The 23,395-nt window shown below is 63.6% G+C and carries 20 protein-coding genes, 1 tRNA gene and 2 pseudogenes; 8 read left to right on the top strand and 15 right to left on the bottom strand.

Annotation, left to right across the window (positions count from 1 at the left end):
* Nucleotides 1-51: 51 nt before the first annotated feature.
* From ACTGJ9_RS06150 to ACTGJ9_RS06140, 3 genes are all read right to left on the bottom strand, one after another.
* On the bottom strand, nt 52-693 hold the full coding sequence (locus ACTGJ9_RS06150; protein ID WP_456676342.1) for a hypothetical protein: 642 nt from the start codon (nt 691-693) through the stop codon (nt 52-54).
* A 29-nt stretch (nt 694-722) separates the two neighbouring features.
* Nucleotides 723-947, bottom strand: a complete 225-nt coding sequence (locus ACTGJ9_RS06145; RefSeq protein WP_456676341.1) for a hypothetical protein — start codon at nt 945-947, stop codon at nt 723-725.
* 337 nt (nt 948-1,284) lie between these two features.
* Nucleotides 1,285-2,190 (bottom strand): ATP-grasp domain-containing protein, encoded by a 906-nt coding sequence (locus tag ACTGJ9_RS06140; RefSeq protein WP_456676340.1) that lies wholly within the window; start codon nt 2,188-2,190, stop codon nt 1,285-1,287.
* A gap of 281 nt (nt 2,191-2,471) precedes the next feature.
* Here ACTGJ9_RS06140 and ACTGJ9_RS06135 point away from each other — a divergent pair, with 281 nt between their 5' ends.
* From ACTGJ9_RS06135 to ACTGJ9_RS06125, 3 genes are all read left to right on the top strand, one after another.
* Nucleotides 2,472-3,410: a hypothetical protein gene (locus ACTGJ9_RS06135; protein WP_456676339.1), complete on the top strand. Its 939-nt coding sequence runs from the start codon at nt 2,472-2,474 to the stop codon at nt 3,408-3,410.
* An 824-nt stretch (nt 3,411-4,234) separates the two neighbouring features.
* Nucleotides 4,235-4,546, top strand: coding sequence for a hypothetical protein (locus tag ACTGJ9_RS06130; RefSeq protein WP_456676338.1), 312 nt, complete (start codon nt 4,235-4,237; stop codon nt 4,544-4,546).
* Between the two features lie 310 nt (nt 4,547-4,856).
* On the top strand, nt 4,857-5,204 hold the full coding sequence (locus ACTGJ9_RS06125) for a hypothetical protein (RefSeq protein ID WP_456676337.1): 348 nt from the start codon (nt 4,857-4,859) through the stop codon (nt 5,202-5,204).
* A gap of 1 nt (nt 5,205) precedes the next feature.
* On the opposite strand, the gene ACTGJ9_RS06120 is transcribed toward ACTGJ9_RS06125, so the two are convergent.
* The 10 genes from ACTGJ9_RS06120 to ACTGJ9_RS06075 all read right to left on the bottom strand — a co-directional run bounded on the left by ACTGJ9_RS06120 (nt 5,206) and on the right by ACTGJ9_RS06075 (nt 15,078).
* A complete protein-coding gene (locus tag ACTGJ9_RS06120) occupies nt 5,206-5,442 on the bottom strand; it encodes a hypothetical protein (RefSeq protein ID WP_456676336.1) in 237 nt (78 codons plus the stop codon).
* Nucleotides 5,443-5,646: 204 nt separating this feature from the next.
* Nucleotides 5,647-5,976: a hypothetical protein gene (locus ACTGJ9_RS06115; RefSeq protein ID WP_456676335.1), complete on the bottom strand. Its 330-nt coding sequence runs from the start codon at nt 5,974-5,976 to the stop codon at nt 5,647-5,649.
* 537 nt (nt 5,977-6,513) lie between these two features.
* Complete coding sequence (locus ACTGJ9_RS06110; protein WP_456676334.1) at nt 6,514-7,908, bottom strand: DUF1376 domain-containing protein; 1,395 nt, start codon at nt 7,906-7,908, stop codon at nt 6,514-6,516.
* A gap of 289 nt (nt 7,909-8,197) precedes the next feature.
* The gene (locus tag ACTGJ9_RS06105; protein WP_456676333.1) at nt 8,198-8,359 is read right to left on the bottom strand and encodes a DNA-binding protein; all 162 of its coding nucleotides are present in this window, start codon (nt 8,357-8,359) and stop codon (nt 8,198-8,200) included.
* A 455-nt stretch (nt 8,360-8,814) separates the two neighbouring features.
* A complete protein-coding gene (locus ACTGJ9_RS06100; RefSeq protein ID WP_456676332.1) occupies nt 8,815-9,198 on the bottom strand; it encodes a hypothetical protein in 384 nt (127 codons plus the stop codon).
* Nucleotides 9,199-9,618: 420 nt separating this feature from the next.
* Nucleotides 9,619-11,025: a tyrosine-type recombinase/integrase gene (locus ACTGJ9_RS06095; RefSeq protein WP_456676331.1), complete on the bottom strand. Its 1,407-nt coding sequence runs from the start codon at nt 11,023-11,025 to the stop codon at nt 9,619-9,621.
* A 37-nt stretch (nt 11,026-11,062) separates the two neighbouring features.
* Nucleotides 11,063-11,138 (bottom strand) — tRNA-Thr (locus ACTGJ9_RS06090).
* A gap of 98 nt (nt 11,139-11,236) precedes the next feature.
* On the bottom strand, nt 11,237-12,982 hold the full coding sequence (locus ACTGJ9_RS06085) for a heme biosynthesis HemY N-terminal domain-containing protein (RefSeq protein WP_456676330.1): 1,746 nt from the start codon (nt 12,980-12,982) through the stop codon (nt 11,237-11,239).
* Nucleotides 12,983-13,030: 48 nt separating this feature from the next.
* Nucleotides 13,031-14,266, bottom strand: coding sequence for a COG4223 family protein (locus ACTGJ9_RS06080; RefSeq protein ID WP_456676329.1), 1,236 nt, complete (start codon nt 14,264-14,266; stop codon nt 13,031-13,033).
* Nucleotides 14,267-14,331: 65 nt separating this feature from the next.
* Nucleotides 14,332-15,078: a uroporphyrinogen-III synthase gene (locus ACTGJ9_RS06075; protein ID WP_456676328.1), complete on the bottom strand. Its 747-nt coding sequence runs from the start codon at nt 15,076-15,078 to the stop codon at nt 14,332-14,334.
* 152 nt (nt 15,079-15,230) lie between these two features.
* On the opposite strand from ACTGJ9_RS06075, the pseudogene tsaD reads away from it, so the two are divergent.
* The 3 genes and pseudogenes from tsaD (at nt 15,231) to ACTGJ9_RS06060 (ending at nt 17,889) form a co-directional block, all read left to right on the top strand.
* Nucleotides 15,231-16,303, top strand: a pseudogene (gene tsaD, locus ACTGJ9_RS06070) (tRNA (adenosine(37)-N6)-threonylcarbamoyltransferase complex transferase subunit TsaD).
* Nucleotides 16,304-16,492: 189 nt separating this feature from the next.
* The gene (locus tag ACTGJ9_RS06065; RefSeq protein ID WP_456676327.1) at nt 16,493-17,473 is read left to right on the top strand and encodes an NAD(P)H-dependent glycerol-3-phosphate dehydrogenase; all 981 of its coding nucleotides are present in this window, start codon (nt 16,493-16,495) and stop codon (nt 17,471-17,473) included.
* A 2-nt stretch (nt 17,474-17,475) separates the two neighbouring features.
* A complete protein-coding gene (locus tag ACTGJ9_RS06060; protein WP_456676326.1) occupies nt 17,476-17,889 on the top strand; it encodes an EVE domain-containing protein in 414 nt (137 codons plus the stop codon).
* Between the two features lie 13 nt (nt 17,890-17,902).
* Here ACTGJ9_RS06060 and ACTGJ9_RS06055 read toward each other — a convergent pair whose 3' ends face one another.
* The gene (locus tag ACTGJ9_RS06055) at nt 17,903-18,982 is read right to left on the bottom strand and encodes an adenylate/guanylate cyclase domain-containing protein (RefSeq protein ID WP_456678451.1); all 1,080 of its coding nucleotides are present in this window, start codon (nt 18,980-18,982) and stop codon (nt 17,903-17,905) included.
* A gap of 101 nt (nt 18,983-19,083) precedes the next feature.
* Here ACTGJ9_RS06055 and ACTGJ9_RS06050 point away from each other — a divergent pair, with 101 nt between their 5' ends.
* Nucleotides 19,084-19,539 carry an SRPBCC family protein gene (locus ACTGJ9_RS06050; protein ID WP_456676325.1) on the top strand — a complete coding sequence of 152 codons (456 nt, stop codon included), beginning with the start codon at nt 19,084-19,086 and terminating at the stop codon, nt 19,537-19,539.
* A gap of 11 nt (nt 19,540-19,550) precedes the next feature.
* On the opposite strand, the pseudogene ACTGJ9_RS06045 reads toward ACTGJ9_RS06050, so the two are convergent.
* Nucleotides 19,551-20,721: pseudogene (locus ACTGJ9_RS06045) on the bottom strand (DNA topoisomerase IB).
* 399 nt (nt 20,722-21,120) lie between these two features.
* Between ACTGJ9_RS06045 and acs the strand changes: the two are divergent.
* A complete protein-coding gene (gene acs, locus ACTGJ9_RS06040) occupies nt 21,121-23,067 on the top strand; it encodes an acetate--CoA ligase (protein ID WP_456676324.1) in 1,947 nt (648 codons plus the stop codon).
* Nucleotides 23,068-23,395 lie beyond the last annotated feature (328 nt).

The raw sequence follows: 23,395 nt of genomic DNA, 5'->3' as shown, positions 1-23,395 counted from the left end.
GCGCCGTTTCCGGGCGAGGCTCAATCGTTGCGGATTGAACATTGAAACCGATCAGCTTCGACGCGTGACGTTGATCTCGAAGTCCTGAGCCGGCGCTTCGTCCACCGTAACCATCGGCGTCATGCTAGACCATTCGCCGCGGCGGATCAGGTAAATTCTCTCATTGAACCCTTTAAACTGTCCTTCCTCGATCCTTTTCGGGAAGGAGAGCTCGGCGCGGACGTCGTCGCCATTGATGTATACGAACAGGTACCAGAGCGCGGCGTTCGCCTGCGTGAGTTTCTCCTGCGCCTCACGCTCGAAGTCCTCGAACAGATTCATCTGACCAAGATCGACCGCCCTCGATGCTGCCGGTCCCTTGTCGGAAATACCTTTGGGATCGCGGTCATCGTCGCAGGCGCTGTCTGCATTCTGGAACACGATCTTCATCCCCGTCCCGGGATTGTAGGTCGCCTCGATGTTGTCGGCGCGATCGATCTGCCACCCCTTCGGCCGGAGCACCTCGCGGAGGGCGCCGGTGCCGTAGATGTAGGAAAGCTGGCCGGCAGCGTTCAGCGGATGGTTCAGGACGAAGTTTGCCTTGGCGGCGACCGCCTGCTGAACCACGCTGATGAGCTCGCTCGCCGACAGGCCGAGTTGATCGAGGCGCGACGCAACTTCATAGTCCTGTTCGACGATGCGATCCGCAGCCATCCTGGCGCTCCGTGTTAATTTTCGGAGCCTCACTTGTGGACGAGAAAATTAACACGGTCAAGTGCCCCCAGAAATTGTCCCCGAAGAGCATCAGTCGCGAGATCGCTAACCTCCCTGACCGTCGAATCGGGTTTGGGGTCACCTACAGCTGGTTTGATTCCGTTACCAATGATCTTGCCCATCTCCTTGACCGTCGAATCGGGTTTGGGGTCACCTACAGCCGGTTTGATTCCGTTACCAATGATCTTGCCCATTTCGGCTCCTCCAATCCTGAACCCCAGCGCCAATTAGTGAGCGAGAGAAATGGCAGGGTTCGATGACAGGTACGTGAGCCCGAAGGAGGGCAAATCGAGCACACTCAGATCAAACTGCGGCGGGAGCCTTTCCGGCAGCTACGGCAATATCGGCTATATGGGGCCAGGCGATCCCTTGAACCGCGGTCAGCAACATTCGCAAGCCAGCTCGGCCAGCATCCTTCCGCACCTTGGTGACCCAGAGATGTAAGCGCGGGACCGAAGCCCCGCGCCATTCGTTCACCGCCTGAGCCGGCGGCGGTGCGTCATGAGCCGCTGTCGGCGCTTCATTTGCTCTTTAGTGCTTGGTGAACAGCAGGCTTCCGACGTAATGTGCTATTTCGCGGGCGATGTTGGCGTTGCAGTACTCATCAAAGCCCTTGAAGCCGGGTGCAGAATTACCTTCGATGCAAAAATAGTTCTTGTCCTTGTCCTCGATGATATCGACGCCCGCGATCGATAAGCCGAGTGCAGAACATACCTTCTCGCTGATTTCGACCAGCTTCGGGGTGAGCTCGTATGGCTCGCCGCGACCGCCCGCGGTAATGCCGGCGGTATGAAAACCAGGCTGCGCGATGCGCTTCATGGCTCCTTTCACGCGCCCGCCTATACACACCACGCGGATGTCGGAGATTTCGTCCCCCTCGCCGTCAACACGGTTCTGAATCAGGATCGGTTGTTTTGGATTCATCACTTTCACCAATCGGCCGAACCCCTTCAGCACGTCCTTGGTGAAGCAGACCTGAATGCCAGCTCCATGTGAGCCGACGGGCAGCTTCGCAACTGCGTCGCGCCATTCGCCTCCCGAGAGAGCGATCCAGGCGCCCACGGGGTCCTTGGCATTCTGGACCAAGGTTGTCGGGATCGCGACGCCCGCCAGGGCGAGCCGCTGCATCGTCAGAATCTTGTCCATCGTGATTTGGATAGACGCGCTGGAATTGATCACCAGGCAGCCCATTCGCTCTATCTGGGAGATGATCACGTTCGAATGGGAACCGGTCGCCGAACCGGTGCGCACCAAAAGCAAATCCGGAAGCTCGAAAGGTTCGCCGTCATACATGATGATGGAGGTGAGCCCCATCACGACGGAGAACCGCAGCGGGTGGCATACCTCGACAACAATACCAAGAGCGCGAATCTCGCGCACCAAGTTGCCGATCTCATAGCCCCGATTGCGGTGAGCAAGGATCACAACGCGCTTCATCGTTCGATACCTCCGAACGGCAACCAGAAATTCTGGCCCGTTGCCGGAAATTTGGCCGCTTCTCTAAAAGAAGATCAGTGATGGCGTGGAGTGAATAAAAAGCCCGGCGGACCAGCCCCCTTACCTCACTTTTCGATGAGGCAGCTTGGGGGAAGCCTAGCTTAGCGCCCCTTCACTCCCTATCTCTACCGGACGGCGTTATATTTGTTGCCGGAGCGTTTATCCTGAGAGAGGGGAAAATGGTTTTCCGGATTGAAAGTGGGAAGGACGTTCGAGTCTCGATGGCCATCATCCTGCGCCATGCGAAGCATTTGCTCAGCGTGAAGTTGGGTCGAGAGGTGACGTGGGAGGACGTCGAGAAGCACTTCGGTCTCCATGAGCGGCACCGCAAATACCTGACGAACACGCCCGGGTATAAGAGCTCGCCAAGTACGAAGCTGAAGATCATGGTCAAGTATCTGGCCTTGCTGGAGCCTCCGCCGCTGCCTGACTTTGCCCTGCTTTGGCGGGACAAACTTATGGAGCTGAAGGCGAAGCCTGGCGGTGACCCGTTGAAAGATCACCTGGAGCGTTGGACCGCGCTCTTCAATCACCCCAGCCTCTCGGGTGATCCGGTAACAGTTATAGTTTTGGGCTACTGCAATCTGCTCAGCCACATCACGATGGCTTTGCAGGCTGGGAAAAGCAAGGACTGGTTCGACATCCCTCAATCCCTTGAGAAGGCAGAGCAGCTTGCCGAGACGACGAAGAACCAGTTGGCCGCCCTCAACTTGAGCGCATTGCCTGACGGCGCGAAGAAGACGATCACGTGGCTGCGTCCGATTGTTTTCTTAAACTGGGTGCAGGTGATCCTTGAGCGGGAGAAGCGCGGCTTGTCCCCAGAGCGTGCCCGCAAGCATGTCATAGCGCTTCTGAAAAAGAACAAGGTGCTGACAGTGATCAGGGATGCGCTACAGACAAATCCCTTCTTCTGGCAGCTCGTCTACAATGCGCTTGAGATCGCGTGCGTCCTCGAGGACAAGGATGCTGCTTGGGAGTTCTATGAGAAGCTCGTGGAGCTCGACCCCGGCTTTAAGAGCCTCTCGTACACGCCAGGCGAGGTTATCCCGATCAAGGATGAACCGAACATGGAGTTCTTCCGCAAACTCTATGCAGAGAAGCATGCTCAGAAGCGGCAGCCCCAGAAAACCACCGACCAACCTAAGGAGACCTTGCCATGAGAATCCACGGAACCGGTCTTGGACCTACTTCTTAAGCATCGCGCTGATCGATGAAGGCGAAAACACCACATTTCGCTCGTTAACGAAACCTAGCTTTGCGAGTTCAGCGGCCACTTCTCGGAGTGACCGCTGATTTCTTTTTGATGACCGCCGGCGCAACCGCTTCGCCTGAGCTACGAGCTCGGGTTTAATGATTCGCCGCCCAAGCCGTCACAGCTCTGAGCTTGGGCCGTATCGTTTTTCTTGCGGTCGAGTTGGTCAGGCTCCAGCAGGTAAGTGGTCGGGGCGTTGTATCGTCCGCCGCGTCACACTGCGCGCAGGCCGATCACGCGGTCGTTCCGACCGTGTGGAGAACCAGTTCGCCACAAAGGTGGAACGAGTACGGAAGCAATGGCCCAGTCTAATAGTTCACGGGCCCGCTGAAGCCCCCGTCCGCATGCGCTTATCGGTAAAGCACCGCGCGTGCCGCCGTTGCCGAGACAAGTGGGATTTCTATCGGGGCCCTCTCGTCTCGTGTGTCTCACGCGTGAATCCGTTTTCTGTTTTATGAGTCATGAGACGGAACAGTGAAACAGTGGAAATGTGCTGACGGCATCACCTTTGAAGCTCGCCCTCAGTGCGCAAATCGGCTTGGGCCCCGCGCTCAGGGCGCGCCGGATACCGATTGCAGCGAACATCGTCGGCCCGCCGCGCTCGACGACCAGCAGCAGCGCCTCGGCCGCCGTCTGCCACTCGGGGAGTTCTGCGCGGCCTTCGGGAGCTCGGCGATGTAGTGGCCGGCGTCACACGACGTCGCCAGCTTGCGGCCAGGGGCATCAATTCTCGTGGCCCTCAAGCACGCAAACGGCGCGCCGAAGGGCCCTTACGATCTGAGCCCGCTCGGCAACATCCCACATCTGCTCGACCGCATTAGCAAGGATAGCGTCGCACTGGAGCATCGCATCGACATCCGCACGCAGCTCCAGCTCTTCATTCCTGTCAGCTTCTTCCTGGGCCTTTCGGCGCGTGGTCAAGTCAACAATTACTTCGGCCATTGGTTTGCCCTTTCATGTCCTGGATTGTGGTCCTCGGCGGAGCTGCAACAAGATGCCAGCACCGGGCAGGCGCAGTGGAGGGTTCGTCAGCAGGGTAACTAACAAGTTGCCCTACCGAGCGGAAGTGACGACCTCATAAGTCAAGACACTGAAGCCCGGCGGCACGGCCTGGCCGGGAAAGGACCGTGCGCGCGGGCTGCACTGGCTATCAGGCAAATTCGAGTCGACTCATAAGTTTATGGGACACTGGCTGGGACAGTGAGACGGCTTAGACGGCGGGCCTCGCTGATTCGCGATGGCTCCCAGCTCCACCACCACTGAGCCGCTTCTAGTAAATACATCAGCGCATGCCATACCGGGAGAGTGTTGTGAGTCATGGGACAGAACCTGCTCAACAGGGGGACATGCGAGGATGAAAGAGGTCCTGCCTATGTTTTGGACTGAGAGCACCGGCGATCCCGACGCCAGCTCCAAGAGGGCTTGGTCGGAGGTGCCCGAGGCAGTCCGAAGGGACGTGGAGCAGCATGTGGCGGCTCGCTTGCCGGACGACGTCTTGGAGAAGCTGCGCGATTTGCACGGGCGCAGGCTTTCCATCTGCGGGGATCCGGTGTTCTTTCATTTCGGTGGCGGCCTGACCGTGCGGAATCTTTGCCGAGAGCGGCTGGGCGACGACGCGCTGGCAACCTATGGCGGCTTCGGTGCCGACTGGGATAACTGTTACGTCGGCGTGCTGGCAGCCATCGCTGCGGTAAGGCAGTAGTTTAGGGAGCTTTGCCGCCGAACAACCCGGTCACCGGCAGCGGCTTTTGGCCCCTGCTCGGCTGCAAGGGTGCGTCAGCTCGGTTGGCAAGCTGCTCCCGCAGGCTCGGTGGCTTGTAGAATCCCAGAAGGCCTTGGCCGGCGTCATCGACGCGTGTTGTCGATCGAGGCAGGGTGCGCCGCTCGCATCCGGGAATGATCATCTGGAGGCCGGCCGAGGTGCGTTCAATGTCGGACATTTCTGGCTCCGAAATCCGACTCATAAGATCGCACACGCGCGTCTTTCCGGGATAGTCCCATTCGTCCCGATGTCCCCACCTGAATCGGCAAGTCTTAAGCCGCATGGTACCCCATCGCGCTCGAGCGCTCGACAGCAGGGATGAGGCCTCCTTATGCTGGTTCAGCCCCGCGACTGTATTTCAACTACGCCTGACCATTGCCGATTATAGGAGAAAAGTTGTAGGGCGGCATGGACTCAACTCCTTGTGCTGACAGCGCAAAGTGGTAGTTCTTACCCAATGGGGGCTTTCAGTAACTTTGATTTCCTCTCCGCACAGGAGGAGCGGCTGGCGCGGCTCGGCGCGCTTGCCGAGCGTTATTTCTTCGACGACCCACCCTCGACGCTCATCAAGCTCCGTCAGCTCGCCGAATTTCTGGCCAAGGAGGTTGCCGCCCGCCATGGCCTCCTGCCATCGAGCAGCGTCAGCTTCGACGAGGTGCTGCGCACGCTGCGGCTCCGAGCGGTCCTGCCGCGCGAGATCGCGGATCGCCATACGCGGCTACATCGAGATCTCCGAAAGCCACGGCCAGGGCCGCAAGCATCGCATTACCCCGCTCGGCGAGGCGGAGTGGCTTCGTCTGACCAAGAACAACGAGCGGGCAGACCATTCATGAGATACACCGTCGAGGAAGCAGCCAAGGAATTACGAGCTCCCAGCACCCGCTGGCTGCGGGAAATGGCTGCGCGCGCACCCTACAGACGCGAACGGGGAACCCTTCTACACCCCAATGGGGCGGGACAAGATTCTCCTCCGATCCGACATCGCTCGGATCGAGAGCGCGCTGAGAGAGGACGTCAAACGCCGCTCAGGTTTCAGCCGCCGCGCCCCGGCGAAACGCCCAGGCACGAAATCCGTGCCATCTACTTCCGAGGCCCTATGGAATGAAGCGGCGGATCTCTTAAACGATCCGTCGCTGAGAAAGGGTTCAAAGAATAGAGAGCGGCGAAGCACCCGTGAGAGTGCGCAAATTTGCGCACCCTCATCATAAGGCCTCTACCTTGCTGGCGCCCGATCGCGCCGGCAGAACCATCATGCCTGCACCTGTGTCGGCAGCCGGCGGCCCGTGGCGGAATCGATGCCTTCCGAGGTAAGGATCGTAGCCGGGCAGCGGCATCCGATCATCCCGGGCTCCGGGCCGAGATGGCGCGACCAGTGCGAGTTGTTGCGCTTCCAGCGCTGCACGGCGCTGTGCCAATCCTTGTCCGAGGTCTGGTGGTTGATCTCGACGCGGGGAGGGGCCTTGGCGGCTTCCTTGGCCACCTCGGCAGTCTTGCGGCGTCCAAACTCGACGCACCACAGCGTCCACGTCTTCGACCAGCTCTGCGAGAACGTGCCGCGCTGGGCGTTGAAGGCATGGAAGCGCAGCACCTCGCTGTCGATCTCGCCGTCGGTCATGCCGTGGTCGTGGGCGACCTCGATGCAGCCGTCGTCTGGCACCCAGGTCTCAGGGAGCGCGGTGCCCAAGGGGTTGTTCGATGCCTCAACGGGCATCGCCTGCAAACCAATCCCTTCGGCAACCTTCGTCGTCGTCGTACCATCCGGCGTTTCCTTGTACAACAACGACAACAGGTTTCGGATGTTTTTTGATTTATGTTTGGTCTGATCCTCTCCGGTCCTGTCCGGTCCGGTCTGTTGGACCTCGTTACGTGAACCGTTACGGTCGGCCAGCTCGCTATCGTCACGTTGGTCGTAACGATGTACGTTACGTTTATCGTGGAGCTTCGCGTTGCGACTACCGCCCAGACGCGCTTCGGTGGCTTTTTGTGTTCGTTCCTTTTGCTTCTGGCGTTGATCGTTAGCTTCAAGCGCCTTCTCGGCCACTACCGGGTGGTACAGGCGGCCATCGGAGCACTCGACGAAGCCATGCAGTGCATCGTCACGGACCTTGGCCCAGCTCTCGACATCGCGGCCGTAGCCGGCAAGCTTGGCCAGAATCCTGTCGTCGGTAGGTATCGAGGCGGCTGGGATCTGGTGCCAGGCGGCGCACCAGAGCAGCACGGCAGCGCGGAATGCCTCACCGCTCAACAGCACGGTTAGATCGCTGTCGCGCAGTCGGATGACGTCGAGCGGCATCCAGGAAAAATCGCGCAGGTCGCAGTCGGGAGGAGTCAATGGGTCCGGCTTCACGAGGCGCCCCTTGGCGCGACAGCACGTCGCGCGCATGCCGGACTGGTTCAAGCGGCGGTCTGCGGTCGGCTCGATCAAGTCGCTTCGGCGCAGCTCCGAGACGCGCGGGCGCACGGTCAGGATGTTCTCACCTAGAGCCGCGGCGATCTCGTCAGCGTTGAACGTGCGCGGATGGTGCTTGGTCAGGAATCCGAGAACACGGCCGCGCACGGTCTTGGCGTGGCCGGCGATCCGTTCGCCGGCTTCTTGGCTGGTGTCGCCTGATGCCTTCCAGCCTGGATTGGCAGGGTACAGCATTAGCGGGCCTCCTGCTCGAAGCCGGCGAGAGCTGCGATCGTATCGGCGAGGCCGGGAGCGACGTGGTAACGGCGCGCAACGAAGCGACCACTCACGGTGCTCGGGCTCGGACGGCCGACGCCGATGCGCGAACTGAGGAAGGAGGATTGGGAGCGGATTGCGCCTGGAAGGCGCCTTCGGTATTGGTTTTCATGTGGAGTGACCTTTGGCCCGTGTCCACTTGCAGGTGGCGCGGGCCTTCTCGTTCCGAGAAGGCTCCAGCGAGGGCAACGATTGAGGGTTTTGGGAGCTAGGCGGCAGTGGGCAGCGAGCGCAGCCAAGCTTCGGCATCGCTCATGAGGATCAGCGTCTTGGCGCCGGCCTTCACGATGCGGAGGCGGCCGGCGCTGACCTCGCGATAAGCAGACGTCTTGCCGAGGCGCGACCAGGCGCAAAACTCGCGGAGAGTCATCGCGGCCGGAGGCGGTCCTTTTTGGTCGGGGACAGGTATAGTTCGCATGCAGCATTTCCTTTCGGACGGTGAAGGCCGCGCTCTATCGAGCGTGACTTGCTGCAAGCATCACGGGACGTCGGCGGACAGTCATTGGACAAGTGCGGACTGTCCGCATTTGACCGGAATTGGCCGAGTTCTACTCGCTCGAGCCGCGGCGTTTCACGCTGTCGAGCTAGGTTGCCTGTGCGTGGGGCACTGCTTCCCCACCAGTGGGCGATGCCTTCCGCTTCAGTGCCCCCAGGACCGGAAGCCGGATCATCCTCAGTTTTACTTTAGCGCGCGACTGATCGTTTTCTCGCTAGGTCCGCGCTGACCTTTTTCACGAAACCAGTTGTCGATAGCTGCGTTGCGCTCTTTGGCACTCGCCGGTATGTCGTCGGTCGGCCAAAGCTCTCTCACCGCCTGACGTATCTTCAGGTGGTACGCTGGCGCCGTTGGCTCGTCCGATATGGATGGAGCGTCATCGTCGGAATCTGCAACATGGATGGAGCTGTAGAGCGCGCCTTGATGTCGCGCGCCACTCCATGCTCCCAATCCAAGACGTCGAGACACGGCCAAATATCCGGCGGTAGTTCTTGGAAGTCGTCGCTGGGCGAAGGCCAGCGGGCAAATAGCTTCACCCGACGCGCCTTGACCGCGCGATAGAATGCCAGGAGCATGAACCTTCGCCAAACGAGGCTCGTCGCAAAACGCACACCTTCTGACTGTTGAGTTCCTTCCGCTGCTTCGTCGTCGCCGATCTTGGCGAGGCCTGCGAACGGTGCGTCGTGGTCGCCGGCAAAGCCTGATTTTTCCAACAGCGCCTCAAGCTGCGGATTGAACTTCAGCGATTCATTCGGCTCCCATAGTATCGCCCAAGGCGTACCACCATGAAGCGCTGCTCTACCCCTGATGGCGTGAAGGAAAAAAGAAATCTCCCTCCCTCTCGATCTATTTCGGCTTTGGACGCACCAGCGTGCTTTTGAAGAAGCTCAACCAGATCCTCATGCGTCGGCGGCTCGAGCTCGTACCCGACATTTGAGATTTCTTCCCGACCTCTGGACTGCTCGAATGCCTCGACCGAAAATAGATTGGCACCGGCACGAGACACCTCACTCGTTATGTCGGCAATTCCAAATCGAAAGGTCGCAAGGCCCAACGGAATCCACCTGTCCTGAGGCTCTTGCCATCCGCTCGCGGATTGTGAAACGCCAGCTCTCACGTCCAAACCCTCCGTTTCAGCCGACCGAACTCGCGGATTGTTTGAACGGCACCACGCGCCCGCCCTGTCGCAGCGTATCGAGATAATCGGCCCACCACTGCATCATCTTCACGCGCTCATCCCAATAGTCGCCGCGCGCATAGGCGCGGCGCACCGCGTTCGGTTCGATGTGCGCAAGTGCCGCTTCAATGGCGTTGGTGCTCCACTTGCCGCTTTCATTGGCCAGCGTGGAGAACGTGGAGCGGAAGCCGTGCGCAGTAGCTTCTTCCTGCGAGAAGCCGATGCGCCGGAGCGCGCCATTCATCGTGTTCTCGCTGATCGGCCGCTTCACGCTACGCAGGCCCGGAAACACCAGCCCGGCCGCACCGTGCCCCGTGATAGGGTGCAGAGCTTTCAGGATGGCCACGGCTTGCGCGGGCAGTGGGATACGGTGGGGCCGGCGCATCTTCATCCGTTCGGCGGGGATTTCCCACTCGCAGCCATCAAGATCGAACTCCGTCCAACTCGCCTGCCGCAATTCTCCTGGACGACAAGCGAGCAGAGCCATGAGTTGCAGCGCGGCCTTCGTCGTCGGCTGCCCCATGAAACCCTCAACGGCCCGCAGTAGGCCGCCGAATGCCGTCGGATCGGTTATCGCAGCTCGGTGCTGGGGTTTTGGTGAAGCGACTGCACCGCGCAGGGCCTGTGTCGGATCGTTCTCGGCGCGCGCGGTCGCGATAGCGTAGCGGAACACCGAACCGACAACGGCGCGCAGTCGCTTGGCCGTCTCCAACTTGCCGGCCGCTTCCAGCGGTCGAAGAACCCGCAGGATCTCGCCGGCCGTGATGTCGGAGATCGGCAGCGTCCCCAGACCGGCCTTGGCGAGATCTAACAGCCACTCGAGCTTGCCTGCGGTCGCAGCAGCGACGCCTTCTCGCTTCTTCTTGGCGATCAATTCATCCGCCATCAGCGCGAACGTGTTGGCGTGGGCCTCTGCCCGCGCGGCCTTCACCTGCCGCTTCCGCGTTGCTGGGTCCACACCGTCTCGTACGAGGGCCGCCGCTTCATCCCTGCGTTTCCTGGCTGCTTCGAGCGGCACACCAGCCGGATCCTTACCGTAGGCCCCGATCGCCAGCCGCTTTCGCTTGCCGCCGAACCGATAGGCGTAATTCCAGAGCTTCCCACCCGTCGGGGTCAGCCACAATTGCAGCCCGCCGCCATCCGAGAGAATCGCGAGCCGCTCGCCCGGCTTTGCGTTCTTGATGGCCTTATCCGTGAGTTTCCCGCCCGCCATGTCCCCCTCCCGAAGTGTGGTCCTTTCGGAATCGCTCGCTGAGTCGAGCACCACCAAAAGAACCACAGTTTTTGCGACTGTCAACGAACGGGGAGAAACGGGCGCGAGCGGGATGCTGTGAAAGCGCATCGATTTCAATGTCTTGAGCATTGAAAACGAACGGTGGAGAACGGCTACGGAGGAATAGTGGTGCCGCAAGAGGGATTCGAACCCCCGACCCCGTCATTACGAATGACGTGCTCTACCAGCTGAGCTATTGCGGCGAACCCTGCCGGGCCCGGGCGATGCCGGCCCCGATACGCGCTTCCTGATATCGGGCATGGCCCGAATTGGCAAGGACAAGCGGCAGGCGAAGTGCGGCTCACGCGCCCCAGCGGGACCAGAATCCGCGCCAACCGCCGGCCTGGGCCTTGGGTGTACCGATTTGTTCCGTAAATTCATCGCTCGGACCGTCGTCATCGATGCCGGGATCATCCGGCGCCCGAACGATCGGGATGACGGCCGGGATCGGCGCAGATGTGGGCTTGCCGAGGTCGGCACGGTTCCGGAACACCGGGGTTGCCGGCAGCGGCGATGATTCGGTGACCTCTGGGATCGGGTTGACCGGCTCGGCAGGCGCCACCGCCGGTTCTGCCTCGACCGTCGGCGGCGCGTTGTCCTGCGCGGCCGAAACAGGGGCGGGGGTCGGGACCGGTGCGATCACGACAGGTTCCGCCGGCGCCTCGCCGGCCAGCGTCACCCGCTTCGGCGGCGGAGCCGCCAGCATGGCTTCCTCGAAGGCGGAGGACTCGATCGTCGTGCCCTTGTCCGAAGGCAGGCTCGCCACCGGCGTCTGCCACTGGAAGGCGTCGAGCCGGCCGGTGACCGGGGAGACCGGACGCCAGCGGTCGCTGACATAGCCGTCCGCGGTCCAGGCCGGGTCGTGACGGGCGCGCACCGCGCGCAAGGTCCAGGCGCGGGCACGGCCGCCGTCGCCGTGCTCGGTGCGTTCGAGTTCGGCCATCAACAGCGCCACGCGCTGGGTCGGATCGTTGACGTAAGGCGCCAGCACCTCGCGCGCACGGGCGAACTCGGACGCATCGATCGCGGCGCGTGCGATCGCAAGCTGTCCCTCGATATGGCCGGCCTTGTCGGCGGGCGTTTTCGCCGCGAGCGTCTCGACCCGCTGCAGGCGCTGCCGCGCGGCATCGCCGAGTTTGACATGCGCATAGGCGTCGGCAAGATCGGGATGCGGATTGGCAAGCCAGGCAGCCTCGACCAGCTTCATGGCACGGCGCACCTGATGCGCCTCGCTTTCGAATTTCGCGGCGAGCACCGCCGCCGGCACCAGGGTCGGCGCGAGCTTCACGGCTTCCATCACGCTCTCGCGCGCGACGTCGCGGTCCATCGTCTCCAATTCCAGCGCGCGCGCCGTCAGCAGCACGCCGCGCTGCCGGCGGTAGCCCGGCTTGTCGATCAGGCCCGCGGACAGGTTCGAATCGAGGATCGCGAGCGCGCCGCTCCAGTCGCCACGCGCGCAGCGGAAGCCGAGCACCGCATGCGAGGCCCAGGTCGAGGACGGCGACAGCTTGATCGCTTCCTCCGCGATCATCACGGCGCCGACCACATCGTCGGCGCGCTGCGCCTCGATGAAGAGGCCGCGCAGGCCGAGCAGCCGCGTATCGTCGCGCTCGGCCATGGCGCGGAAGGCGCGCTGCGCCTCGTCGCGATTGCCGTCGAGCTGGGCTGATTGCGCGTGCAGGAGGAGCGCGAGCGGATCGTTCGGCGCATATCGCCGCGCCGCTTCGGCGTGACGGCGGGCAATCGCAGTGTCGCCGTGGCCGATCGCGAGCAGGCCGTGAGTGATGGCGTGGCGGCCGCGGGCATGACGCTTTTCATGCCGGCGGCGGCGCATCCGCCCCGGTGCGCGCCAGACCACCGTCAGGATGCTCCAGAGCAAGACGATCAGGACTGCGAATATGCCGAGGCAGAGCACGAACACCGGAATGCTCGGTGAGGCCCGAAAACCGCCCCAGGTCAGCACGACGTCGCCGGGCTGATCGGCAACCCAGGCCGCGCCGGCGCCTGCGAGCGCAATCAGAACAAGGAAGAGAACGATGCGAAGCATGGCTATCCCTATGCACGCGGATTGTTGCGCGAATCTTGTTGAGCAGGCTTATTGACCAGGCTTGGCGAGGCCGGCCAGAGCGTCGTCGGCGAATTTGCGGGACGCCGCGAGCGCGGCATCGCGCGCGTCGGCCTTGTCGAGCCAGGCTTGTGCCGGCGCGCGATCGGCCTCAGGCAGCGTCTTCAGCTCGCGACGCGCCTCGACGAAATCGTTGCGCAGCGCCGCGGAAGTGACCCGCGTGACAATGGCGCCGCGGTCATTGCCGACGCCGTCGGTACGCTCGATGCGGACGAGCTTTGATGCTCCCGCCTGAAGGCGCTCGACGATGCCCGCATTGCTGCTCGGCGCCTCCGGCGGCGGCGACAATTTCGGCACGATGTTCAGGAGCTCGCGGGTCAGCGCGACCGGCGTCGGAATGCCTGATGCCGCAAACGCATCGAGCGGCTTCAGCAATTCGGGGTTGGCCGCGAACGACCGCGCAGCAGTGAGCTGCGCCCGGTAGGGATCATTGTGACGAACGGCAACGTCGAGCAGGGTGGCGGCGACCACATAGCGCAACGGTTTATCGTCCATCACCCTGGCATCGGCGATCTTTTCGCCCTGCTGCGCGAGCTCCGCGCGCGCGGTGGTGCTGGCGCGCTCGAGCTCGGAGATACGGTCGTCGAGGGCGGCGAAGCCGGGCGAAGCCGCCGCGTCACGCGGCGCGGATTTCGCGTCATTCAATGCGCTCGCGGTCTTCTCGGACTGAGTGCGCAGATTGGCGACGTCGCCGCGCAGGGTGCCGACGGATTTCTCCAGCGCATCGAGCCGTGCGACGATGGCCGGATCGGGGGCGGGCTTGCCCGTCCTGGCTTCGACTGCGGCGACACGTCCGCTCAGCGCATCGACCGTGGCACTCGTCACCTGCGGCGCGGCCGGCGGCGCCTGCACCGCGGGCCAGCCCAGCAGCCAGCCGACCGCGATCACGAGCGCGGCTGCAGCGGCCCCGGAAAATGGCGCGATGACCCAGGGAGAAATGGCGCCCGATGCAATGGCGGCCTGCGCCTCGCCATGCTCCGGTTCGGCCTTCGCTGTCTCGCCCTTGGCCGTCTCGACTTTGGCATCTTCGGCACCGGCCTGCTCGGCTGTTGCCTGCTCGGCCGATGTCTGCGCCTCCGGCTCACCCGCCACATCCTGCGGCTGGGTGGAGACTTCAGTCGCCTCAAGGTCGATGGTGGGCGGGGTGCGCTTGGCACGGCCGGACTCCGGGGCCAATCCTGCGTCTTCAGGCTTGTCGTCGGCCATCGTGACGGTTCCTCACACTTTCATACCAGAGACGAGCCCGAGTGCCTCGGATCTGGCCCGTCCTCTTACGCCAAACGCGTCCGCAACGCACGCTCCAAGGCATCAAACAGGGCATTTTCGTCCGGGGTCGCGGCCACCAGGACCTGCGATGCCCCGGCATCACGCAGCACGCTGGCGATCGTCTCGGTCAAGCAGCATTGCGGGATCGCCAGCGCCGAGATTTCGACACCCTCGTCGCGAGCGGCGTCCAAGAAGGCCCGTGCACTGCGCCGGGAGTAGTGCAGCACCGCCGCGATGCCGTGCACGGCAAAGCCGTCGCAGACCTCACGCGGCAGAAGCTTGACCGGGACCATACGGTAGGTCGTCTGAGTGACCATACTAAAGCCTGCCGCGCCGAGCTCGCCGGCGAGATCCCGCGACAGATCGGCGCCCGCAAGATAAAGCAGCGTACTCTTTTTCTTCAGCACCTTGTCGCGCGCGCTCCGCAACACCTTGTCGCGCAAGGAAGCGGAATCGCCGCCGGCGACGATCACATCCGCGAAGCCGAATTCGCGTGCCACGGCGGCCGTGTGCTCGCCGACCGCGAACAGCGGCAGCTCCAGCAGGCCGAGGTCCCGCAATTGCGGCGCGACGGCGCGGATCGCATTGGCCGATGTCACGATGACGGCGCTATAGCTCGCCTCGCCCTCGTCATGGAAGGCGACCGGCTCGAACTTGAGCACTGGCGCAAGCAACACCACATGTCCTCGCGCGCGCAGATTTTCCGCCGTCGCCTCATTGTCGGGATGCGGCCGTGTGACAAGAATGGACATCGCTTGTGTTCCCGGACCACGTGGCGGTGACGCGTTCGCGAGGGATGGCGGCGCGTGACGATTGCGCAAGCCGACCCCGGAATGCTACCGGACGTACCAGAACTCTGCTTTACGGATGAGCGCAAGGGCGCAAATTGGATAACAATTCGCCAATGCTGGTACTGGGCATCGAGACCACCTGCGACGAGACCGCGGCGGCCGTGATCAAGCGCGCACCCGACGGGAGCGGCAGGATCCTGTCCAATGTCGTGCGGTCGCAGGTCGAGGAGCATGCCCGCTTCGGCGGCGTCGTGCCGGAGATCGCGGCGCGCGCCCATGTCGACGTGCTCGACGGCATCATCGACCGCGCCATGACCGAGGCCGGCATCGACTATGCCGAGCTCGACGGCGTGGCGGCCGCTGCGGGACCGGGCTTGATCGGCGGCGTCATCGTCGGGCTCACCACCGCCAAGGCGATCGCGATGGTGCACGACACGCCGCTGGTCGCGGTCAATCATCTCGAGGCGCATGCCCTGACGCCGCGTCTGACCGACGGCGTCGAATTTCCTTACTGCCTGTTCCTCGCCTCCGGCGGCCACACCCAGATCGTCGCGGTCACCGGCGTCGGCCAATATATGCGGCTCGGCACCACCCTCGATGACGCGATCGGCGAGGCCTTCGACAAGGTCGCGAAGATGCTGGGTCTGCCCTATCCGGGCGGCCCGCAGGTCGAACGCGCGGCCGCGAACGGCGATGCGGCGCGCTTCGCGTTCCCGCGGCCGATGCAGGGACGTCCCGATGCGAACTTCTCCCTGTCGGGACTGAAAACGGCAGTCCGCACCGAAGCGAGCCGGCTGGCTGAGATTACGCCGCAGGACGTCAACGATCTCTGCGCCAGCTTTCAGGGCGCGGTGCTGGATTCCACCGCCGACCGGCTGCGAGTCGGTCTCAGGCTTTTCCGAGAACAATTCGGCGCGCCGCGCGCGTGGTCGCGGCCGGCGGTGTCGCCGCCAATCAGGCGATCCGCGGCGCGTTGCTCGACGTTGCCAAGGAAGCGCAGACGCAGCTGATCATGCCACCGCCTGCGCTCTGCACCGATAACGGCGCGATGATCGCCTGGGCCGGCGCCGAACGCCTCGCGCTCGGCATCACCGATACGATGGAGGCACAGCCGCGCGCGCGCTGGCTGCTCGACGCCAACGCCACCGCGCCGGCAGGCTATGGCAAGACGCGGGCAGGATATTGAATGCTGGGGTGTCGCCACGAGCTCCACTTCACCTCGTCCCGCTTGCGGGGAGGTCGGATTGCATCGTAGATGCAATCCGAATGAGGGGGGCTCTCCGCGAATCCAGCTCTCGCCGTCTTTGTGGATAGAGGCCGCTTACCCCAACCCTCTCCCCGCAAGAGCGGGGAGAGGGAGTGGAGGGAGCGCGCCATGACTGTGTTCCAGTCCGTCGCGGTGATCGGCGCAGGTGCCTGGGGCACCGCGCTGGCGATGGTGGCCGCGCGCGCCGGACGGAACGTGACGCTGTGGGCGCGCAACGCCGAACATGCAGGGCGGATCGCATCGACCCGTGACAATCCGCGGCTGCCGGGCGTGCGGCTCGCGCCGGAGATCGTGGTGACGAGCGAGCTGTCGTTCGCCGGGCGTGCCGACATGCTGCTGATCGCAACGCCGGCACAGCATCTGCGCGGCGCGGCCAACATGCTGGCCGCGCACATCACGAAACCCGTTCCGGTCATCGCCTGCGCCAAGGGCATCGAGCACGGCACTCACAAATTCATGACGGATGTGATCGCTGAAGCCGCGCCCCGTGCGCTGCCCGCAATCCTGTCGGGCCCGAGCTTCGCCGACGACGTTGCGCGCGGCCTGCCGACGGCGGTGACGCTGGCGGCAAAGGATGAGAGCTTGGCGGGTGCACTGGTGCAGGCGCTGGGCTCGGCGACCTTCCGGCCCTATCACACCACGGATGTCCGCGGCGTCGAGATCGGCGGCGCCGCCAAGAACGTGCTCGCGATCGCGGTCGGCATTGCGGTCGGACGCAAGCTCGGTGCTTCTGCCCAGGCCGCGCTCACGACCCGCGGCTTTGCCGAGCTGACCCGCCTCGGCCGCGCACTCGGCGCGCGCAGCGAGACGCTCACCGGCCTGTCCGGCCTCGGCGACCTGATCCTGACTTGCTCGAGCCCTCAATCGCGCAATTTCGCGCTCGGCCTCGCGCTCGGACGCGGCGAGCAGCCGCCCGCCGGCAAGCTTGCCGAAGGCGAGTTCACCGCGCCGGTGCTGATCGAACTCCGGGCTTCGCAAAACATCGAGATGCCGGTATCAGAGGCGGTCGCAGCGATCCTGAGCGGCAGGAGCACGATCGATGCCGCGATTTCGGGCCTGCTGACACGGCCGTTCAAGGCAGAGGGATGAACATGGCGTATTGGCTGGTGAAATCCGAACCATCGGTGTGGTCTTGGGACCAGCAGGTCGCGAAGGGCGCCAAGGGCGAGGCCTGGACCGGCGTGCGCAACTACACAGCGCGCATCAATCTGGTGAACATGAAGAAGGGCGACAAGGCGTTCTTCTATCATTCCAACGAGGGCAAGGAGATCGTCGGCATCGCGGAAGTCATCAAGGAGGCCTATCCGGATCCGACCGACAAGACCGAAAAGTTCGTCTGCGTCGATATCAAGGCCGACAAGCCCTTGAAGACGCCGGTGACGATGGCGGCGATCAAGGCCGAAAAGAAACTCGCCGACATGGCGCTGGTGAAATATTCGCGCCTGTCGGTGCAGCCGGTGACGGCCGAGGAATGGAAGCTGGTTTGCAAGATGGGCGGGCTGTAGTCTCCTCTGTCATTCAAGACTCCGGCAGCGCAAAGACTTCGCATGGCGCGGCAATACCACGCAGCGAATGCGTTCCGAGCGTGTCAAGTGGCATGTCCGTCTCGACGGCGAGCGCACCCGACACCAGCACGGTCCGGCCGAGCGGTTTGCACAATCCTTCGAGGCGGCTGGCGAGGTTGACGGCGGGACCGATCGCGGTGAAGTCCAGCCGGTTGGCGGCGCCGATATTGCCCCACAGCATTTCGCCGAGATGAAGCGCGGCACCGAACGACAGCGGCGGCAGACCGTGGACGCGACGCTCCTCATTGAGATGAGCCATGCCGGCCCTCGCCGCACCTGCCGCCCGCAGAGCTGAAACGCAGGCGTGACGCGGCGCGGCGTCGATCACCGGAAAAATCGCGAGCACGCCGTCACCGATGAATTTCAGCACCTCGCCACCGAAGGCATGCACGGCACCGGCGATGCGATCGAACCAGGCGTCGAGCGCCGCGATGACCTGGGCAGGCGGCGTGGTTTCAGAGAGAATCGTGAAATTACGCAAGTCTGCATAAAGCAGTGCGGCCTGAATGGTCTCGCCGAGATCGCGTCGCAACGGCGCCGCCAGCACCCGCTCGGCACTGCGCTTGCCGAGATAGGCATCCAGCGTTGCCCGCAACGTGGCGCGCGCTGCAAGCACAGCAAGAGGCGTCGCGGCAAAACGCGCGGCCTGGCGCAGTTGGCCGATTTCATCCGCGGTGAACGGACGCGGGCCGATCCAGCCAAGCAGCGGACCGTCCGGTCGCCCGACGATCTCTTCGTGGACTTCGCCGTCCGCGACGCCGCGCAGCCAGCGGCGGCTGGCATCGTTGGGCGGATCGGGCGCCAATCCGCCCGGTGCAAAACCGAGCGCTTCGATCACACGGCCGTTTTCCGCACGCCATAACCAGGTTCGCTTCGCGATCAGCGGATCCGGTACTTCCAGCGTCAAGGCGCCAGCCGCGAGCGGCACGCCGTCGACGACCAGATGGGCACCGAGTTCCGCAAGCAGGCGGTCGGCTCCAGGACTATCTGAGGCGGTATCGACGAGCCAGGCGAGGGTCGGTGAGAGTCGCATGGGCTGATGATGGCGAAGACGGGCTGCCTTTGTCACGGGTAATCCTTGACGGGGCGCTGCGGCGCCGCCATGTCCCAAAATCAGCCCAAGGGTGATCGCCGATGACCGAGCCGTTCGTATTGCGACGCGAGACCCAGATCGCAGCCCCGCGCGCCACCGTCTTCGCCTATTTGACGGACCCCGAGAAAATCCTGAGCTGGATGGGCTCGGATGCGACCACCGAGCTGCATCCCGGCGGGCTTTATCTGCTGAAAGGTATTGGCCCGCGCGATGGCGTCGCCCGCGGCGCGTTCCGCGAGGTCGTGCCGGTGCATCGCCTGGCCTACACATTCGGCTGGGAGGGCGGTCAGGAAGTGCCGCCCGGGTCGAGCCTGATCGAGATCGACCTGATCGAACGCGACGGTGGAACATTGCTGCGCATGACCCATAGCGGGCTGCCGACCGAGGAGCAGGTGGCCGCGCACGCGAGAGGGTGGGCGCATTATCTCGAGCGACTCACGAGCGCAGCCGCGGGCCGCGATCCCGGCCCCGATAAAGGTGTTTCAGACAAGATGTAACGAAGCGCCGATCAGACCGCCGCGGTCGCCACCACTTGCTGCAACAACTGCTCGCGCCGGGCCTGCGAGCGCTGGCCCTTCAAGGTCGCGGCGAAGCGCTCCAAAATGCCGTCCTCGAAAGCGGTGACGATCGTGTCGTGGACGTAGCTCTTGCGGCAGATCGCCGGCGTATTGGAGAGCTTGTCGGCGGCGGCGCGGATCGCGTCGAGCACCTGCTTCTTGCGGCCGCGCTGGCTGGTCGCCGGCGTGATACGTGACAGCGATTCCACGACGACGGCAGAGGCCATCAGCGTGCGAAAATCTTTCAGCGAAATCTTGATACCGGCGATCTCGCGCAGGAACGCGTTCACCTGCGTGGTGCTGACGGCGCGCACGATGCCGTAGGCATCGCGATACTGGAACATGCGCTTGCCGGGGACGTCGTTGAGGATGCCGATGGCGCGCACCAGCTTGGCGGCGTCACATTCCTTGCGCACCGCCTTGCCGCCCTTCGCCTTGAAGGTCAGCACGAAAGAGTCGTCTTCCAGCGTCACGTTGGACTTGAGTAGCGTGGTGGCGCCGCGGGTGCCGTTGAGGCGGGCATAGGATTCATTGCCGGGGCGAATCGCGGTGCGCGCGATCAGCTCGATCACCGCCGACAGCGCGAATTCCCGCGTCGGCTCGTCGCCCGAAAGGAACGCCGAGACCTTGCGCCGGATTTTGGGCAGCGCACCGACGAGCTTTTCCAGGCGATGCGCCTTGCGGTGCTCGCGGACCTTCTCCCAGTCGGCGTGATAGCGGTATTGCAGCCGGCCCGCGGCATCGCGACCCACCGCCTGGAGATGCGTGCTCGGATCGGCCGAGTAGCGCACCTCGCGATAGGCGGGCGGCACCGCCATGGCATGGAGCCGGCGGATGGTGCGGGCGTCCCGGATGTGGGCGCCGTTGGGACGGACGAAGGAATAGCCCTTGCCGCGGCGGATGCGGCGAATGGTCAGCTCGTTCTGGTCGCCGAGCCGCAGGCCCAACTCCTTGGCCAGCGCCTCGACCGTCGCCGCGGGCGCCGAGTCGAACGCCTTTTTTGGGGCCGGGACGGTTGGAACCGGCCGGTTTCGGCCATTGTCCGAGGGCTTTGGCCAGCGCAATGGCAGCAGGATCGGCCGAAGCGGGCCGCATCGTCCCGAGATTCTGCTGATCCATCATAGTCTTAAGCCTTAGCCTCTCTGTTACCTGTTCAATGCCGCTGTTCTGATCTTTGTTCCAAGGGGGTCTCTTTGGACCCGGGTTCGCCATTTAGGGTGTTCCGAACCGCATTGCGAGTCCCGAATCAGTGAAGGCGGTTCCTTAATACCGTTTGCGACGCATGAGCCCCCTGCGCAGGCCTGTTCCCGAGATCTGGGTAAAGAGTCGAAACCTCTGCCTGCCTGTTTCAGATTTTGCGACAGCCGGCCTTTGCCGCTTGATCCTCCGCATGGCCGGCCGCTCACCGAAGGTCCAGCTTGTGCTCCTTGTCGGGTCCGGTTAGCCCGACGCATAATCGGTTCAACGATCAAGTCGGCCTACGCGTCGCCAGCGTTTGGCTTGCCGTATGTGGAGGGAAGCATGTCCGAGAAGATTTACGACGTCCCCGCGGAATGGGCCAAGCGCGCCTGGGTCGATCAGGCAAAGTACAAGGACATGTACGCCCGCTCGATCGCGGACCCGAACGCCTTCTGGGCCGAGCAGGCCAAGCGCATCGACTGGATGCACGCACCCACCAGAATCGAGAACGTCTCGTTCGCGCCCGGCAACATCTCGATCAAATGGTTCGAGGACGGAATTCTCAACGTCGCCCATAATTGCATCGACCGGCATCTCGCCAGGCGTGCCAACCAGACCGCGATCATCTGGGAAGGCGACGATCCCTCGCAGTCGAAGCACATCACCTACAAGGAGCTGCACGACGAGGTCTGCCGGATGGCCAACATCCTGCGCACCCGCAACGTCAAGAAAGGCGACCGCGTCACCATCTACCTGCCGATGATCCCGGAAGCGGCCTATGCGATGCTGGCCTGCGCGCGGATCGGCGCTGTTCACTCCGTGGTGTTCGCGGGCTTCTCGCCGGACTCGCTCGCGCAGCGTATCAACGACTGCCAGTCGAAAGTCATCATCACCGCGGACGAAGGCCTGCGCGGCGGCAAGAAGGTGCCGCTGAAGGCCAATGTCGACGCGGCGCTTGCCAAGGCCGACGGCGTCGACTGGGTCGTCGTGGTCAAGCGCACCGGCGGCAAGATCGACATGAACCCGACGCGGGACCTCTGGTATCACGAGGCGGCCGCGATGGTGACGACCGAGTGCCCGGCCGAGCACATGCATGCCGAGGACCCGCTGTTCATCCTCTACACCTCGGGCTCGACCGGCCAGCCCAAAGGGGTGCTGCACACTTCGGGCGGCTATCTCGTATTCGCGTCGATGACGCATCAATACGTCTTCGACTATCACGACGGCGACATCTACTGGTGCACCGCCGACGTCGGCTGGGTCACGGGCCACAGCTACATTCTCTACGGGCCGCTCGCCAACGGCGCGACCACGCTGATGTTCGAAGGCGTGCCGAATTACCCGGATAATTCGCGATTCTGGAACGTCATCGACAAGCACAAGGTCAACATCTTCTACACCGCGCCGACCGCGATCCGCGCGCTGATGCAGTCGGGCGACGACCCCGTGAAGAAGACCTCGCGCGCGAGCTTGCGCCTGCTCGGCTCGGTCGGCGAGCCCATCAATCCGGAAGCCTGGGAGTGGTATCACCGCGTTGTCGGCGACGAGCGTTGCCCGATCGTCGACACCTGGTGGCAGACCGAGACCGGCGGCATCCTGATCACGCCGCTGCCGGGCGCGACCAAACTCAAGCCGGGCTCGGCGACGCAGCCGTTCTTCGGCGTGGTGCCTGAAATCGTCGATGCCGACGGCAAGGTGCTGGAGGGCGAGACCTCAGGCAATCTCTGCCTGACCCGTTCATGGCCGGGCCAGATGCGCACGGTCTATGGTGATCACGCCCGCTTCGAGCAGACCTATTTCTCGACTTACAAGGGCAAGTACTTCACCGGCGACGGCTGCCGCCGCGACGCCGACGGCTATTACTGGATCACCGGCCGCGTCGACGACGTCATCAACGTCTCCGGCCATCGCATGGGCACCGCGGAAGTCGAGAGCGCGCTGGTGGCACATGAGAAGGTGTCGGAAGCCGCCGTGGTCGGTTACCCGCACGACATCAAGGGTCAGGGCATCTACGCCTATGTCACCCTGATGACCGGCGTCGAGCCGAGCGATGAGCTGCGCAAGGAACTCATCACCTGGGTGCGCAAGGAGATCGGCCCGATCGCCGCGCCCGACCAGATCCAGTTCTCGCCGGGCCTGCCCAAGACCCGCTCCGGCAAGATCATGCGCCGCATCCTGCGCAAGATCGCCGAGGACGAGCCAGGCAGTCTCGGCGATACCTCGACCCTCGCCGATCCCGCCGTGGTCGACGATCTCGTCAAGAACCGGCAGAACAAGAAGCCGGCGTAAGGCACGCTCTCCTGCCCCGGACGCGGCGCAGCGCCACTTGGCGGTGCGCTGCAGAGCCGGGGCCCATCTATCCACGCAGAAGGGCCGGGTCCCGGCTCAGCGGAGCGGCGTTGCACGCTGCACCGCGTCCGGGACACGAGACCGCATCCGCGTGCCCCCGAATCAATCGCCATTCACAACCTCACGCACTTGTCAGGGCGCGCGCCGCCGCGCCCGCATCTTTCCGGCCGGGTGTTGTTTTCAAGTCATTTACTTTATTTCGAACATTTCCTTTGTTTCCCCTGCCGGCTCGCACTTGGCGGCCGCGCGTGGAAACCATCCGGTTAAC

This window comes from Bradyrhizobium sp. RDM12, from assembly GCF_051917485.1.
Lineage (GTDB): Bacteria > Pseudomonadota > Alphaproteobacteria > Rhizobiales > Xanthobacteraceae > Bradyrhizobium.
Note: the sequence above shows the minus strand (reverse complement) of the source record. Positions and strands in the feature narration are given on the sequence as shown.

What these genes read in the sequence shown, in the direction of transcription:
- ACTGJ9_RS06055 (WP_456678451.1), bottom strand. Translation starts at nt 18,982, where the DNA reads ATGCGACTCTCACCGACCCTCGCCTGGCTCGTCGATACCGCCTCAGAT.
- ACTGJ9_RS06120 (WP_456676336.1), bottom strand. Translation starts at nt 5,442, where the DNA reads ATGTCCGACATTGAACGCACCTCGGCCGGCCTCCAGATGATCATTCCC.
- ACTGJ9_RS06060 (WP_456676326.1), top strand. Translation starts at nt 17,476, where the DNA reads ATGGCGTATTGGCTGGTGAAATCCGAACCATCGGTGTGGTCTTGGGAC.
- ACTGJ9_RS06080 (WP_456676329.1), bottom strand. Translation starts at nt 14,266, where the DNA reads ATGGCCGACGACAAGCCTGAAGACGCAGGATTGGCCCCGGAGTCCGGC.
- ACTGJ9_RS06050 (WP_456676325.1), top strand. Translation starts at nt 19,084, where the DNA reads ATGACCGAGCCGTTCGTATTGCGACGCGAGACCCAGATCGCAGCCCCG.
- ACTGJ9_RS06065 (WP_456676327.1), top strand. Translation starts at nt 16,493, where the DNA reads ATGACTGTGTTCCAGTCCGTCGCGGTGATCGGCGCAGGTGCCTGGGGC.
- ACTGJ9_RS06145 (WP_456676341.1), bottom strand. Translation starts at nt 947, where the DNA reads ATGGGCAAGATCATTGGTAACGGAATCAAACCGGCTGTAGGTGACCCC.
- ACTGJ9_RS06095 (WP_456676331.1), bottom strand. Translation starts at nt 11,025, where the DNA reads ATGCTCAAGACATTGAAATCGATGCGCTTTCACAGCATCCCGCTCGCG.
- ACTGJ9_RS06075 (WP_456676328.1), bottom strand. Translation starts at nt 15,078, where the DNA reads ATGTCCATTCTTGTCACACGGCCGCATCCCGACAATGAGGCGACGGCG.
- ACTGJ9_RS06110 (WP_456676334.1), bottom strand. Translation starts at nt 7,908, where the DNA reads ATGCTGTACCCTGCCAATCCAGGCTGGAAGGCATCAGGCGACACCAGC.
- ACTGJ9_RS06115 (WP_456676335.1), bottom strand. Translation starts at nt 5,976, where the DNA reads ATGGCGATCCGCGATCTCGCGCGGCAGGACCGCTCGGAGCCGCAGCGT.
- ACTGJ9_RS06150 (WP_456676342.1), bottom strand. Translation starts at nt 693, where the DNA reads ATGGCTGCGGATCGCATCGTCGAACAGGACTATGAAGTTGCGTCGCGC.
- acs (WP_456676324.1), top strand. Translation starts at nt 21,121, where the DNA reads ATGTCCGAGAAGATTTACGACGTCCCCGCGGAATGGGCCAAGCGCGCC.
- ACTGJ9_RS06135 (WP_456676339.1), top strand. Translation starts at nt 2,472, where the DNA reads ATGGCCATCATCCTGCGCCATGCGAAGCATTTGCTCAGCGTGAAGTTG.
- ACTGJ9_RS06140 (WP_456676340.1), bottom strand. Translation starts at nt 2,190, where the DNA reads ATGAAGCGCGTTGTGATCCTTGCTCACCGCAATCGGGGCTATGAGATC.
- ACTGJ9_RS06125 (WP_456676337.1), top strand. Translation starts at nt 4,857, where the DNA reads ATGAAAGAGGTCCTGCCTATGTTTTGGACTGAGAGCACCGGCGATCCC.
- ACTGJ9_RS06105 (WP_456676333.1), bottom strand. Translation starts at nt 8,359, where the DNA reads ATGACTCTCCGCGAGTTTTGCGCCTGGTCGCGCCTCGGCAAGACGTCT.
- ACTGJ9_RS06085 (WP_456676330.1), bottom strand. Translation starts at nt 12,982, where the DNA reads ATGCTTCGCATCGTTCTCTTCCTTGTTCTGATTGCGCTCGCAGGCGCC.